We start from the raw sequence: 14,312 nt of genomic DNA, 5'->3' as shown, positions 1-14,312 counted from the left end.
ATCGGTAGAGCCTTCCGGACTGGGGGTGCGACGGCACATCGCGCGCGATGTCGCGCACGACCGTGCACCGCCCAGCCGGAAAGTGCAGCCGTGGACCCGACTGCCCGATACCTGTCCCAGTACGTCGCTCAGCGGCGTGGGATGCTAACGGTCACGCGGGAAAGGTGGCCGCGTAGAAGGCCGCGAAGTCCTCCGCGGCCATGACCTCGACGCCGAGCGACTGCGCCTTGGCCAGTTTGCTGCCGGCGCCGTCGCCCGCGACCAGGAGGTCGGTGTTCTTGCTGACCGAACTGGAGACGGTGGCGCCGAGGCGGGCCGCGGCCTCCTGGGCCTCGGTGCGACCCATCCCGGGCACCGTGCCGCTGACCACGACCTTCCTGCCGTCCCAGGGCCGGGCGCCGCCGTCGTCGACGACCTCCATGGTGAGACCGTGCGCGGCCAGCCGGTCGATCACGGGGGCCATGGCGACCAGCCCGTCCACGACGGCCTGCGCCTTGATCAGGCCCATCTTGTCGATCTCGGCGATCTCCTCGACGGTCGCGGCGCGCAGCGCGGCCATGGACCGGAAGCGGGCCGCGAGCCAACGACCGACCGACCGGCCGGTCATCCGGATGCCGAGGCCCGTGATGACGCGGTTGAGCGGCTGCGACTTGCTCGCCTCGAGCTGGGTGACGATCTCGGTCGCGTTGGCCAGGCCAAGGCGCCGCACCGACCCGGTGGAGGTGGTGCCCATGGGCAGGTTCGCGAGGTCCTCGACGGTCAGCTCGTAGAGGTCGGCGACGGTCGTCGCGAGGCCCTGCTCGACGAGCGCCTCACAGATCGAGTCGCCGATGCGCTCGACGTCTAGGGCCTCGCGGCTGCACCAGTAGACGAGTGCGTTCACCGCCGCGCACGAGGCGGTGTGGCACCGCCACAGCAGGCTGCTGGTGTCCCACGCCTCGTTGCACTGCGGGCAGGCGACGGGCGGCACCCACGCGGTGAGGCCCTCGGGCTGCTCGCCGACGGCGGCGGTGACCCGCGGGATGACGTCGCCGGCCCGGATGACCGCGACCTTCATGCCGATCGCGAGACCCTGCTCGACGATCCAGGGCGCGTTGTGCAGGCTCGCGTATGTGATGGTGGAACCACCCACGAACACGGGGTCGATCACGGCGCGGAACGACGCCCGGCCGGTGCGCCCCACGTTGACCTCGATGGCCCGCAGCACGGAGAAGCCGGTGTCCGGCGGGTACTTGAACGCGGTCGCCCAGTACGGCGTGCGGCTGGCCATGCCGAGGCGGTCGCGGGCCGCGTCGGCCTCGGCCTTGATGACCGCGCCGTCGATCTGGTAGCCGAGCGTGGGACGGGCCTTCTCGATCGCGTCGATGATGCCGAGAACGTCGTCCACGTTGCCGGAGACCACCTCGCCACTGCTCGCCTCGCGCGTCAGGTCGTACGCCGTGAGGAAGCCGAGGGTCGCCGCGTAGGTCATCCGGCTGGCGTGCCCCGTGTGCTCTTCGGACCCCTCGCCGGTGATCTCGTAGGCGGCGAAGGTCATCGGGGTGGCCGCGACGGCGGTCTGGGCGCGCAGGCTGCCCGCGGTGGCGTTGCGGGAGTTCACGAACGCCTTGCCGCCGGCGGCGACCCGGTTGGCGTTCGCGGTCACGAAGTCGGCGTCGGTCATGTAGACCTCGCCGCGCACCTCGCCGGTGAACGGCTGACCCAGGTCGATCGGCATGCCGGCGATGCCGCCGTCGCGCATCGCCTGGACGGTGACGTCCTCGCCGGTGGTGCCGTCGCCGCGGGTGGCCACGAGGATGAGCCGGCCGTCCCGGTACTGTGCACGGACCGCGAGGCCGTCGAGCTTGACCTCGACGACCGCCTGGTCGGCGAGTCGGCCGACGAACCCGGCCAGGTCGTCGCGGGTCTTGACCTTGTCCAGGGACAGCATGGGGGTCGGGTGGACCACGTCGCCGCCCGCGGACGCCCCGGCCGCGACCGCGGTGGTGATGCCCTGATCGTCCCAGTCGGGGTAGAGGGCGAGGGTCGCCTGGATGCGGTCGGACAGCACGTCGTATTCCGCATCGGGCATGACCATGACCGCCGTGTCGTAGTAGGCGGTGGCGGCTTCGCGGGCGGTGGCGACCGCGACGTCGAACTCGGCGCGGTCGGCGAACGGGACGATGGGGGTGGTCATGGCCAGAGAATTTATCGCCCGGGTCCGACACGATGGGGGAGGGTCGGCGCGGTGATTCCGTCGGCCCGCCGCAGCGGCTCTCCCGGCCGGGCCTGCTGCATCTGCACGACCCCAGCGTCGCGACGAACATAACCAACCCCGGATTCGAGGCCGGCACGCTGAGCGGCTGGAGCTGCGGCCTCGGCGCAGTTGTCACGAGCCCGACGCACTCCGGCGCCCACGCCCGCGCCGGCGCACGGATCTCCCCTCGGGCACATATGCTTCGCGTCGGGTCTGCCACGCGGGGTGAGGTCCATGGGCGGGTGGGAGGCTGACCGACGATGGCCGTGCCGACGTTGATCGTCTCCCAGAGCCGGTGGGGCGCGCACCGGACGATCGCGGAGGCGGTCTCCCAGGCCCCCAGCGGCGCGCTGGTGCTGGTGGAGCCAGGCCGGTACGAGGGGCAGATCGCCGTACGGTCCAAGGGTCTCACCGTGCAGGCCGCCTCGGGGGCCGGCACGGTCGTGGTGGAGACGCGCGGCGCCTTCGCGGCGGTGCACTGCGAGGACGGCCACGTCATACTCGACGGTCTCCAGCTGACCACGTGGGACTCCGCCACGCCCGCCGCGGTGTCGGTGCTCCGCGCGCGGCTCGACCTGCGGTCGTGTTCGGTCACCGGGCAGGCGGAGGCCGGCGTCCTGGTCGAGCGGGGCAACGCCGACCTGCACCGCTGCCACATCGGCGGCATGCGACGCGGCGTCGCGTTCATCGACTCGCGCGGCACCGTCGAGTACTGCACGTTCCAGGACCTGAGCGAGTACGCGGTGCTGTCCAAGCGCGACAGCGACCCGGTCGTGCGCCACTGCGTCGTCCGCGACGTCGGGTACGGCTTCGAGGCGTTCGAGGGCGGCCGCGGGACGATCGAGGACAGCCAGTTCACGGGCGTCCGCACGGCGGCCTTCTTCGCGAGCGCCCGCGCCGAGCCGGTGGTGCGCCGGTGCCGGGTGTCCGACGGGCGCGGGGCCGCCGTCAGCGTCGAGAGCGCCGCCCGCGGGCTGTTCGAGGACTGCGACGTCAGTGACCTCGCCGCCAGCGGCATCGTCGTGTTGAGCGGCGCCGACCCGGTGGTGCGCCGGTGCCGGATCGACCGGGTCGCCAAGAACGGCATCCATGTCAGCGCCGCCCGCGGCCTGTTCGAGGAGTGCACCGTCAGCGGCGCGGGGCTGCCGGGGTTCGCGGCCCTCGAGAACGCGACACCGGTCGTACGCGACCTGACCCTGCGCGACGGAGCCGAGGACACCGTGCTGGTACGCGGCGCGAGTGGACGCTACACGGGGGTGCGCGTCGACCGGCCCACCCGCTACGGCGTACGCGTGGACGGCGGCGATCCGGTCTTCACCGACCTGACGGTCACCGGCGGTGAGGCCGGCGTGGTGATGGAGGGACCGGCCGGCACCAACGTGCGGATCGAGGGCGGCGAGCTGCGCGACGCCACGGTCACCGGCGGCGCCGCCGGCGGCGGCGGACGACTGACCATGTCGGCCGTCCGGGTGGCGAGCCGCGGCGTCGGCCTGACGGCGGCGGAGACGGCGTCGGTGCACCTGTCCGAAGTCGTCGTGACGGGCGGGAGCGTCGGCATCTACGGCTGCGGGCAGGCGAGCCTCCAGGCGGTCCGGACGAGCGTCACCGGCCCTGACCGCGCCGGCGTCAACGCCCGTGACGAGTCGGTCCTGACGCTGCAGACCTGCACCATCAGCGGCTGCGGCGGTGACGGCGTGCTCATCGAGACCGACCGCCCCGTCCTCATCGACGGCTGCGACATCACCGACGTCGCCGGGGTCGCCGTCCAGGGTGCCGACCGGCGCACCGTGACGACGCGCCCGGCGCCCGGCGCCTCCGTCGAGGCGGCTCCCGTAGGGCTGCGCGCGGAGGCAGACGGCGGCGCGGCACGGACCGGGTCCACCCAGGTGGACGCGCTGCTGTCGGAACTGGACGCGATGATCGGTCTGGCCGCCGTCAAGCGCGAGGTGCGCTCCGTGATCAACCTGCTGCGCGTCGGGCAACAGCGCAGAGCGGCCGGCCTTCCCTCGCCGCCGCTCAGCCGCCACCTCGTGTTCACCGGCGCGCCCGGCACCGGGAAGACGACCGTCGCCCGGCTCTACGGGCAGCTCCTCGCCGGCCTGGGCGTGCTGGCCAAGGGCCAGGTCGTCGAGGTCGCCCGGGCGGACCTCGTCGGGGAGTATCTCGGCAGTACGGCGATCAAGACCACGGCGGCGTTCGAGCGGGCTGTCGGCGGCGTCCTGTTCATCGACGAGGCGTACACGCTCGCCCGCACGTTCGGGACGAACTCCGACTTCGGGCAGGAGGCCATCGACGCGTTGGTCAAGCTCATGGAGGACCGGCGCGAGGAGGTCGTGGTGATCGCCGCCGGCTACCGCGACGAGATGTCCGACTTCCTCGCCGCCAATCCGGGCCTCTCGTCACGGTTCACCAAGACGATCGAGTTCGCCGACTACTCGCCCGCGGAACTGCTCGCCATCACCGAGTCGCTGGCGGCCGAGCACGCCTATGACCTCAGCCCTGACACGCAGCCGTTGCTGCTGGAGCACTTCACCGCGGCCGCGCGGGACCACACGTTCGGCAACGGACGCCACGCCCGGAAACTGTTCAACGCGATGGTGGAGCAGCAGGCGGTACGGCTCGCCGACGTCCCCGCCCCCACCGCCGAGCAGCTCCGCCTCCTCCTGCCGCAGGACATCCCCGGCGGGGCCTCAGCTCAGTAGGTCGATGAGGGTGCTCGCGTTGCGTTGCGCGTAGTCGGAGTAGCAGTTGTTCATCAGCACATGGGTCCGGCCGACGCCGTCGGCGAGCTCGCGCAGCCTGGGTGCCCAGTCCTTCAGCTCGCGCTTGCTGTACTCATAGCCGAACCGCTCGTAGATGTCGCGGCTGTCCCATTTGTCGCTGTGGCCATGGAAGCGGACGACGGCGAGGTCCGACGTGGCCTCCACCACCGGGGGCACCGACGACCGGTGCCCCTGCGGCATGTCGACCACGACGTAGGGAAGCTCATGGCGGCGCAGGAACTCCATCGTCTCCGCGCGGTTGTCCCCGTCGAACCACGTGGCGTTGCGGAACTCGACCGCCACCCGCAGCGGGCTGCACCGGTCGCGGACCTCGACCAGGTACTCCTTGTTGGCCTTCCTGATGGTGAACCACGGCGGGAACTGGAACAGGACGGCGCCCAGCTTGCCGGCCTCCACGAGCGGGTCCAGCGCGGACAGGAACCGGGTCCAGACGTCCTCATAGGCCTGCGGTGTCAACGCGTCCGGGTAGACGTTCTTCTTGTCCGTGTCCGGCCGAAGGTCCTTGTAGAGGGCGGAGACCTTGGTGGGATGCCCGGTCAGCAGGCTGAACGCCTTGATGTTGAAGACAAAATCCTCGGGGGTACGCGCCGCCCACAGCCTGGTGGTCTGCTCCGCCGGCGGGGAGTAGTAGGTGGCGTCGACCTCCACGAGCGGGAACTGCCGCGCGTAGTAGTTGAGCCGCCGCTCAGGCGTGTCGGCCGACTCCGGATACCAGCCGGAGTCGAGCAGCGTCCTGTCGGTCCACGAGGCGGTCCCCACGAGGATCTCCCCCACCCGCCCATTGTGCCCGCCCGGGGGTGGCTGCCACGCACCCGGCACGCGGGGCGCGCCGGGTGCGTGGGAAAAGACGTCAGATGACGCGGATGTCCTGGGCCTGCGGGCCCTTGGCGCCCTGCGTGATCTCGAACTCCACGTGCTGGTTCTCGTCCAGGCTACGGAAGCCGTTGGACAGGATGGCCGAGTAGTGGGCGAACACGTCGGGGCCGCCACCATCGGGCGTGATGAAGCCGAAGCCCTTGTCCGCGTTGAACCACTTCACAACTCCGGTAGCCATGTCATCTCCCTTTCAGGGGTTGCGGAGCACGCACCGTGCGAGCTCCCCGTCACGCTTTGATCACCCTGTCCGGTTAGACCGGCAATGCAAAAAAGCGCCTGAGTCGAAACACCACAGGCGCTTACATGACATCTGGTAAACCACACCGCAACGTATTACTCCACCACCCTAGCACAGCCGGCCCGGACCGCCTGACGCGCGCCACGCCGCCGGACCGACCCCGCCGACGCGCCGGACTTATGTCCCCATTAGACTAGATAAATCCATGTCGATGCTGCTAGGGTCGTCCGGTGCGTCCTTCGCGACCCGCCCATCGACAACTGCGGACAGCCCAGGTCGCCGCCGCCGGCGGCAGCACACTCCTCGCGTTCGCCATCATGTCGCTGGTCGGCACCCTGGTCTGGGGTCCCTCGCTCACGAGCACCGGCAACGAGTCGGCCCTGCCGACGGGCAGCCCCGCCCCATCCGAGCCAACGCCGGACGTCAGCCCGCCGGTCAGTCCCACGACCCGCCCGCCCGCGGCCCCGACCCCCACGAGGCCGCAGGCCACGCTGAAGCCCGCGAAGACGATCACCAGGCCCGCGCCCCCACCCGCCCTCGACGGGAACACCGGCTTCGAGGGCACGGTGCTGACCCTGGTCAACAAGGAGCGCGCCAAGGTCGGCTGCGCGAGCCTGACCAGGGACTCCCGCCTGGCCAAGGCCGCCCGGGCGCACTCCGCCGATATGGCGTCGCGCAACTACTTCGACCACACCACCCCCGAGGGCGTCACCTTCGACAAACGGATCATCAACGCCGGCTACCGCTACTCGCGGGCGGCCGAGAACATCGCCGCCGGCCAGTCCAGCCCGGCCTCGGTGATGGACACGTGGATGAACAGCAGCGGACACCGCGCCAACATCCTCAACTGCAAGCTGAAGCACCTCGGCGTCGGCCTGATCTACTCCGCTCGCGGCCGCCCCTACTGGACCCAGGACTTCGGCACCCCGCTCTGACGTCCGGATGAGAAGTGCGGCACACCTGCCCTCGCCAGGCACCACCGTCCAGCAGCGGAAATGGCACACTGCCCGCATGCCGGAGCGCCGTCACGGGATAGGGTCCGCGAAAAGACCCCTGCCCGTCCGGGGCTTCCCGCTCAACACGCCCAGGTCGCCGACGTGCCCTCAAACCGGCCAGGGTGGCACATCAAGGAGCACAACATGTCGGTACAGGACAAGCTAGAGGCAATCTTCGCGTCGGTGAAGCGGCGCAACCCCGGTGAGGACGAGTTCCACCAGGCCGTCCGGGAGGTCCTCGACAGTGTCGCGCCGGCGCTGAGGAAGCATCCCGAGTACGCCGAAGCGAAGATCATCGAGCGGATCTGCGAGCCTGAGCGGCAGATCATCTTCCGGGTGCCGTGGGAGGACGACCGTGGCGAGGTCCACATCAACCGCGGCTTCCGGGTGGAGTTCAACAGCGCCCTGGGTCCGTACAAGGGTGGCCTGCGCTTCCACCCGTCGGTCTATCTGGGGATCATCAAGTTCCTCGGCTTCGAACAGTTGTTCAAGAATGCCCTGACCGGCATGCCCATCGGCGGCGGCAAGGGCGGGTCGGACTTCGATCCGAAGGGCCGCTCCGAGCGGGAGATCATGCGGTTCTGCCAGTCGTTCATGACCGAGCTGTACCGGCACATCGGCGAGTACACGGACGTGCCGGCCGGCGACATCGGGGTCGGCGGTCGGGAGATCGGCTACCTGTTCGGGCAGTACAAGCGGATCACCAACCGGTACGAGTCCGGGGTGCTGACCGGCAAGGGCCTCAGCTACGGCGGCGCCCAGGTGCGCCGGGAGGCCACCGGCTACGGCGCGGTGTTCTTCGCCGAGGAGATGCTGCGCGCCGACGGCGACAGCTTCGACGGCAAGCGGGTGGTGGTCTCCGGCTCGGGCAACGTCGCCATCTACGCGATCGAGAAGGTCCACCAGCTCGGCGGCACCGTGGTGGCGTGCTCGGACTCCTCCGGCTACGTCCACGACGACAAGGGCATCAACCTCGAGGTGCTCAAGGAGGTCAAGGAGGTCCGCCGCGCCCGGATCCACGAGTACGTCGACGCCCTCCCGCACGCCTCGTTCGTCCCCGGTGGCCGGCTCTGGGACGTGCCCTGCCAGGTGGCGATCCCCAGCGCGACGCAGAACGAGCTCACCGCCGCCGACGCGCGCACCCTGATCGCGGGTGGCTGCACCATCGTGGTGGAGGGGGCCAACATGCCCACCACGCCGGACGCGGTGCGGGCCTTCGCCGACGCCCGGGTGCGGTTCGCGCCCGGCAAGGCGGCCAACGCCGGCGGCGTCGCGGCCAGCGCGCTGGAGATGCAGCAGAACGCGAGCCGCGACTCGTGGACCTTCGCCCATTCCGAGGAGCGGCTGCGGGAGATCATGCGGACCATCCACGCCCGCTGCTACGCCACCGCCGACGAGTACGGCATGCCGGGTAACTACGTCGCCGGCGCCAACATCGAGGGCTTCCGGCTCGTCGCCGAGGCGATGCTCGCCCACGGGCTGATCTGACCCTGCGGCAGCCGACCGCACCGGATACTCTCCGGTGCGCCGGCGCCGGGCACGATCTCGCCTAGACTCCGCCGGATGATCGTGCGGAAGTCCGGCGTTGCGGACGTGGCGGTGCTCGCGGAACTGCGCGACATCGATGGGGACCAGCTCGACGCGTACGCCGCCTGGGTGGCCGCCCACGCGCGGACGCACCTACCGTTCGTCGCCGAGATCGACGGGTACGTCGTGGGCGCAGCCTGGCTGCTCGTCGCGGAACGGGTGCCCGGCAACGGGTCGTTGGACCGGCGCTACGGCGACATCCAGGCGGTCATGGTCCGCGAGGAGTACCGCGGCCGCGGCGTCGGCCGCGCCCTGATGACCGCGATCCTGGCCGAGGCCCGTACGCGAGGGCTGCGGCACGTCACGGTCCACTCCGGCCGCCGGGCGGTCGGCTTCTACCTGCGCACCGGCTTCAGCCACCACCGCCAACTCCTGCTCTGGGAGCCACCGCCCTCCTGATCTTGGTACCTGCTGGCGACCGCGTTGGACGCCGATGGCGAGCACACCGGCCGCAGCGACGCCGACCGCCCGCGCGTCGTAGGAGTGCGCGACCTCGTCCCGCACCCACTCGAAGGCGGCCCGCGCGTACTCCGCGTCATCCGGGTGGCGGTCGCGCAACTGGGCGGCGAGGGCCACCACATCGCCGTGCGTGGCGTCGATGACGTCGTCCGCGCCGAGATACATGCCGTGCCCGTCCGCGGACAGACTGCTGCTCATCTCTGGCAGACTACCGGGATGCTTGATCACATTTCGATCCAGTGCGCGGATTTCGCGGCGAGTGCGGCGTTCTACGACGCGGCCCTCGCGCCGCTCGGCGGCCGGCGGGTCCTGGAGTTCGACCAGGCCATCGGGTACGGCATCGACGGTCCGGACTTCTGGATCGGCCAGCAGGAGACCGGCGAGGGCTTCCGCGAGACGCACATCGCGTTCCGGGCCCTGACCCGCGAGGCCGTCGACGCCTTCTTCGCCGCCGCCACGGCCACCGGCGCCGAGATCCTGCACGAGCCCCGCGTCTGGCCGGAGTACCACCCGGACTACTACGGCGCGTTCGTCCGCGACCCCGACGGCAACAACGTCGAGGCCGTGTGCCACCTCCCCGGCTGACAGCCCACCGCTGTACGCGAAGGTCGATGTCGGATCTGCGCCGGTCACTTGTGGCCCACCGGGTATCGCCACGAGAGTCTTCGGGGCACGATGATCCCTGGCCGACGCGGCCGTTGGAGACACGGGAGTACCAACATGAGTGAGAATCCGCTGTACGCCTTCGACACCGATGGCGACGGCCAGGCTGACGTGGTCGGGCACGACCGCGACGGCGACGGGCGGGTCGACAAGGTCCTGGTCGACGAGGACAAGGACGGCAACTTCGACGCCGCCATGTACGACGACGACGGCGACGGCACGATCGACCGCCTGGTCCGCTCCGCCGAATAGGACCGCGGTGTGGGCGCGGCGGACCCGCGGCGCCCACACCGACCGGCCATCGGAGCGAACAAGTATGATCAACCCGTGACCGCGTCGCCGATATCGGCCGGACGTACCCGTGATAGTTGATCTACTTGCCGAGAACGCGCTGCTCCTGCTGTTCGTGGTCGCGGCGGGCGGCTACCTTTTCGGACGCATCCGGATCGCGGGGTTCAGCTTCGGGGTCGCCGGTGTGCTGTTCGCCGGGATCGCCGCGGGGGCGATCGACCCCCGACTCCGCCTACCGGACATCGTGTACCTGCTCGGGTTGGCGCTGTTCGTCTACACGATCGGCCTGTCCACCGGGCCCGGCTTCCTACCGTCGTTGCGCCGGGCGGGGCTGCGGTGGAACGCGCTGGCCCTGGCCGCGATCGTCGCCATGGCCCTCGCGGTGGTGGGCGTCGCCGTCCTGCTGGACCTCAACGGCCCGCTGCGCGCCGGCTTCTTCACGGGCGTACTCACGAACACGCCGGCGCTGGCCGCGGCGGTGGAGCGGCTCAGCGGCCACGCCGCCGACCTGCCGGTGGTGGCGTACTCGCTGGCATACCCCGCGAGCGTCATCGCCTGCATGCTCATGATCGGCATCCTCCAGCGGACCTGGCGCGTGGACCACGCCGCCGAGGCGGCGAAGGCGGGCCTGGCCGAGGAACCCCTGCTCACAGCGACGGCCCGGGTGCGACACCCGCTCACGGTCGACCAGGTGGTCGAGGCGTACGCCGGGCGGGCCATCATCGGCCGGGTCCGCCACGACGAGCAGGACCGGGTCGCCGAGCCGGACCAGCGGCTGGAGCCCGGCGACCTCGTGACGATCGTGGGCACCCCGGACGCCGTCGCGGAGGCCACCAGGATGGTGGGCGAGGCGCGCGTCGAGCCGTTGGAAGCGGCCCACTCGACGCTGGCGGTACGCCGGATCTTCCTGTCGAACCCGAGGCTGATCGGTATGCGGGTGGAGCAGCTCTGCCTGGCCGACCGTTACGGCGCGATCGTCACACGCGTCCGGCGCGGCGACACGGACCTGCTCGCCAGCGGCGACACCGTCCTCGAACTGGGTGACCGCATCCGGGTGGTGGCGCCGCGCACGCGGATGAAGGACGTCAGCCGGTACTTCGGCGACTCCTACCGCGAACTGGGCGAGGTCAACATCGCCTCGCTCTCCATCGGCCTGTGCATCGGCCTGCTGGTCGGCGCGATCAGCATCCCGCTGCCCGGCGGCGGCCACTTCAGCCTCGGCTCGGCGGGCGGCCCGCTGCTCGCCGGCCTGGTGCTCGGCGCCCGCCGCCGCACCGGCCCGTTGGTGTGGCAGCTTCCCGCCTCGGTGAACCAGCCGCTGCGACAGATGGGCCTGGTCCTCTTCCTCGCCGGCATCGGCACCCGGGCCGGCCACGCGTTCGCGGCGACGATCACCACGGGCGATGGCTGGCTCCTGCTCGCCGTCGCGTTCGGGCTGTGTCTGGTGATGGCCGCGTCCGTCCTGGTCGTCGGCCACAAGCTGATGAAGCTGCCGATGGGCGTCACCGCGGGCATTCTCGCCGGCCTGAGCACCCAGCCGGCGGTGCTCGCGTTCGCCAGTGAGCAGGCTGACAATCCGCTGCCCGAACTGGGCTACGCGACCGTCTTCCCGGCCGCGATGATCAGCAAAATCATCATCGCGCAGGTCCTGCTCAGCGCGTTCCTCGTACAGGCGACCTGAGGCGGGTAACCATCGCGCAGACCCTCGGACCCGTCCGGGGGTCATCCCCCGGTTGTCCGGGACGGGCGGCTCGCGCCCGTCCCGGACAGCGGTGCTCAGGAGGCGGTGCAGACCGGGGTGAGGCCGGTGGCCGTCCCGGTGCCCTGGAAACCGAACTCGGTGTACTGGCCGGCGTTCACCCGGCCGTTGTAGCTGACGTTCGTGAACTGCACGGTGCCGCTGTTGGCGCTACGGTTCGCGCTCCAGGCATTGGTCACCGTGGCACCGGACGGCAGGGTGAGCCGGACGTTCCACCCGTTGATCGTCGAGGCGCCGGCCGTGACCCGAACGGAGACGACGAAGCCGCCGGTCCAGGCGTTCACCGAGACCGAGGCCGAGCAGCCGCCACCGGTCGGAACGCTCGACGTCGGAACGCTCGACGTGGGAACGCTCGACGTCGGGACCGACGAGGTCGGAACGGACGATGTCGGAACGCTCGACGTGGGAACGCTCGAGGTCGGGACCGACGAGGTCGGAACGCTCGACGTCGGGACCGACGAGGTCGACACCGTGCGGCCCTTGTTCAGCTCGTCGAGGACCGCCGTGTACGCGGCCTTCTTCTGGTAGCTCCCGTTGCCACCGGTGAACAGCAGGCCACGCTCCGAGGAGCGCCACGACTCGCTGTCGGAGATGCCCCACACGGTGATGCCGGTGCACTTCGCGACGTTCAGGCAGGCCCGGACTACCTTGCGGTAGTTCTCCGCCTGACCGGACCCGATGTCGTTGTTGCTCAGGTCGTCGTCGATGTCCAGCTCGGTGATGTGCACCTCGACGCCGAGGTCGGCGAAGCGCTGGATGTTGGCCTGCAGGTCGCTGCTGATGATGCTGTTCGGGTTGTCGTTGAAGTGCGACTGGAACCCGACGCAGTCGATGTACTGCCGGTAGTTGCGGACGATGTCGTACAGCGCGTTCGCCTTGCGGTTCGGCGTGCCGCCCTGGACCGTCAGGCCCTCGACGTCGTAGTCGTTGATGCAGAGCTTGGTGGTGAACCCGCCGGCCTGCACGACCTGCTTGGCCCGGATGAACGAGTCCCGGATCACGTCGGTGTCGCCGGAGTCGAAGTAGTCACCGTCGCCGTTCGCGTCCCGGTTCATGGTGTGCGGCCACTGGTTGCGGCGCCGGCCGGTGTTGTTGTCCTCCAGCGCCTCGTTCACGACGTCCCAGTACGCGATCTTGCTGCCCCACCGGTTGATCGCGTTGCCGATGAAGGTATTCAGCGTGGCCTGGCTGGCGCCCTGCAGCGCGCCGGCCTGCGAGTGCCACACCAGCGTGTGACCGCGGACCAGCATGTTGTTGCTCTGGGCGTGGTTGACCAGGGTGTCCGCGCCGCTGGTGTTCTGCAGCCCACCGCTCGACGTGGCGAGCGTGTCCGGCTTCATGACGTTCTCGGGGGTCAGCTGGTTGAACTCCTGACCGACGATCGGGTAGAGCCGGTTGGGCGAGGCGGCGACGCCGAAGAACAGCCCGGCCTTGGCGGCGGCGGCCCGCAGGGTCGTCTCGGCCGCGGCGGCCGGACCGATGGACTGGACCGCTACAGCGCCGCCCACCACCAGCACCGCCGTCGCCAAGGCAATTCTCGCAACTTTCTTGCGCTGTCTCACGCTGCTGCTCACTGGACTCCTAAGTGCTCAGTGCGATGCGATGGGCATTCATGCATGCCAACAGAAAGGCGTAGTATCGATACCTGCCCGCAGTAATGTCAATAACTTGCCGAAACACTTTCGAAACCTCGGCGGGGCCAGGGCACGCCACCCCGTAGTCATCCGTGATCGTGACTATCCAGCGTGGATACGACGCGTTAGGTACCCTGCCTGATGCGCATCGCCGAACTGAGCCGCCGTAGCGCGACGAGCATCCCCTCCATCAAGTACTACCTGCGCGAGGGCCTGATCCCCGGCGGCCGGACGACGGGCCGCAACCAGGCCGACTACGACGAGGCGCACGTACGCCGGCTCCGTTTGATCCGGGCCCTGGTCGACGTCGGCGGCCTGTCCATCGCCGCGGTCCGCGACGTGCTCGCCGCCGTCGACAACCCCGACCTGCCAGGGCACGACCTGCTCGGCATCGCCCACCACGCGGTGAGCCCCACACCTGCCCGACGCGACCCCGACGACCCGCGGTGGCAGGCCGCGCGGGAGGAGGTCGTCACCCTCATCGGCGAACGAGGCTGGCTGGTCAGCCCGTGCTCGCCGGCGCTCGACGTGGCCGCCGACGCCATTGCCGCGATGCGCGCTCTCGACCAGGCGGACCTGCTCAGCTCCCTACCGACCTATGTCGAAGCGGTCGAACGGATGGCCGCCTGGGAGGTGGCGGCCGTGCTCGCCCGCGGCGAACCCGCCCGGATGGTCGAGGGTCTCGTCACCGGCACGATCCTGGGCGAGATCCTGATCGGCGCGTTGCGCCGCCTGGCGCAGGAGGCGGAGTCTGCCCGTCTGCAGGGGTTGACTGCGCCCGAGTAGGGATA

The 14,312-nt window shown here is 70.3% G+C and carries 12 protein-coding genes; 8 read left to right on the top strand and 4 right to left on the bottom strand.

Features of this window, described 5'->3' with window-relative positions; translation table 11 throughout:
* Nucleotides 1-151 precede the first annotated feature (151 nt).
* Nucleotides 152-2,176: an NAD-dependent DNA ligase LigA gene (gene ligA / locus ABD211_RS10355; protein ID WP_344128755.1), complete on the bottom strand. Its 2,025-nt coding sequence runs from the start codon at nucleotides 2,174-2,176 to the stop codon at nucleotides 152-154.
* Nucleotides 2,177-2,502: 326 nt separating this feature from the next.
* Here ligA and ABD211_RS10350 point away from each other — a divergent pair, with 326 nt between their 5' ends.
* Complete coding sequence (locus ABD211_RS10350; RefSeq protein WP_344128753.1) at nucleotides 2,503-4,938, top strand: right-handed parallel beta-helix repeat-containing protein; 2,436 nt, start codon at nucleotides 2,503-2,505, stop codon at nucleotides 4,936-4,938.
* Here ABD211_RS10350 and ABD211_RS10345 read toward each other — a convergent pair.
* Together ABD211_RS10345 and ABD211_RS10340 are read right to left on the bottom strand one after the other, a co-directional pair.
* A complete protein-coding gene (locus tag ABD211_RS10345; protein WP_344128751.1) occupies nucleotides 4,927-5,793 on the bottom strand; it encodes a DUF72 domain-containing protein in 867 nt (288 codons plus the stop codon). The genes ABD211_RS10350 and ABD211_RS10345 overlap by 12 nt on opposite strands.
* A gap of 76 nt (nucleotides 5,794-5,869) precedes the next feature.
* Nucleotides 5,870-6,073: a cold-shock protein gene (locus tag ABD211_RS10340; RefSeq protein WP_344128749.1), complete on the bottom strand. Its 204-nt coding sequence runs from the start codon at nucleotides 6,071-6,073 to the stop codon at nucleotides 5,870-5,872.
* 290 nt (nucleotides 6,074-6,363) lie between these two features.
* Here ABD211_RS10340 and ABD211_RS10335 point away from each other — a divergent pair, with 290 nt between their 5' ends.
* From ABD211_RS10335 to ABD211_RS10310, 6 genes are all read left to right on the top strand, one after another.
* Nucleotides 6,364-7,068 carry a CAP domain-containing protein gene (locus ABD211_RS10335; RefSeq protein WP_344128746.1) on the top strand — a complete coding sequence of 235 codons (705 nt, stop codon included), beginning with the start codon at nucleotides 6,364-6,366 and terminating at the stop codon, nucleotides 7,066-7,068.
* A gap of 204 nt (nucleotides 7,069-7,272) precedes the next feature.
* Nucleotides 7,273-8,616 carry an NADP-specific glutamate dehydrogenase gene (gene gdhA / locus ABD211_RS10330; protein WP_344128744.1) on the top strand — a complete coding sequence of 448 codons (1,344 nt, stop codon included), beginning with the start codon at nucleotides 7,273-7,275 and terminating at the stop codon, nucleotides 8,614-8,616.
* A 75-nt stretch (nucleotides 8,617-8,691) separates the two neighbouring features.
* Nucleotides 8,692-9,114 carry a GNAT family N-acetyltransferase gene (locus ABD211_RS10325; RefSeq protein WP_344128742.1) on the top strand — a complete coding sequence of 141 codons (423 nt, stop codon included), beginning with the start codon at nucleotides 8,692-8,694 and terminating at the stop codon, nucleotides 9,112-9,114.
* A 276-nt stretch (nucleotides 9,115-9,390) separates the two neighbouring features.
* Nucleotides 9,391-9,759, top strand: coding sequence for a VOC family protein (locus ABD211_RS10320; protein WP_344128740.1), 369 nt, complete (start codon nucleotides 9,391-9,393; stop codon nucleotides 9,757-9,759).
* 135 nt (nucleotides 9,760-9,894) lie between these two features.
* Nucleotides 9,895-10,089 carry a hypothetical protein gene (locus ABD211_RS10315; protein WP_344128739.1) on the top strand — a complete coding sequence of 65 codons (195 nt, stop codon included), beginning with the start codon at nucleotides 9,895-9,897 and terminating at the stop codon, nucleotides 10,087-10,089.
* Between the two features lie 109 nt (nucleotides 10,090-10,198).
* Nucleotides 10,199-11,809, top strand: coding sequence for an aspartate:alanine exchanger family transporter (locus ABD211_RS10310; RefSeq protein WP_344128737.1), 1,611 nt, complete (start codon nucleotides 10,199-10,201; stop codon nucleotides 11,807-11,809).
* Nucleotides 11,810-11,904: 95 nt separating this feature from the next.
* Here the strand turns inward: ABD211_RS10310 and ABD211_RS10305 are convergent, their stop codons facing one another.
* A complete protein-coding gene (locus ABD211_RS10305; protein WP_425560393.1) occupies nucleotides 11,905-13,404 on the bottom strand; it encodes an endo-1,4-beta-xylanase in 1,500 nt (499 codons plus the stop codon).
* Between the two features lie 258 nt (nucleotides 13,405-13,662).
* Here ABD211_RS10305 and ABD211_RS10300 point away from each other — a divergent pair, with 258 nt between their 5' ends.
* Nucleotides 13,663-14,307: a MerR family transcriptional regulator gene (locus tag ABD211_RS10300; RefSeq protein WP_344128733.1), complete on the top strand. Its 645-nt coding sequence runs from the start codon at nucleotides 13,663-13,665 to the stop codon at nucleotides 14,305-14,307.
* Nucleotides 14,308-14,312 lie beyond the last annotated feature (5 nt).

The sequence above is a fragment of the Luedemannella flava genome (assembly GCF_039528515.1).
In the GTDB taxonomy this organism is placed as follows: Bacteria; Actinomycetota; Actinomycetes; order Mycobacteriales; family Micromonosporaceae; genus Luedemannella; species Luedemannella flava.
The sequence above is the reverse complement of the archived record's forward strand: the minus strand, read 5'-3'. Positions and strand labels throughout refer to the sequence as shown.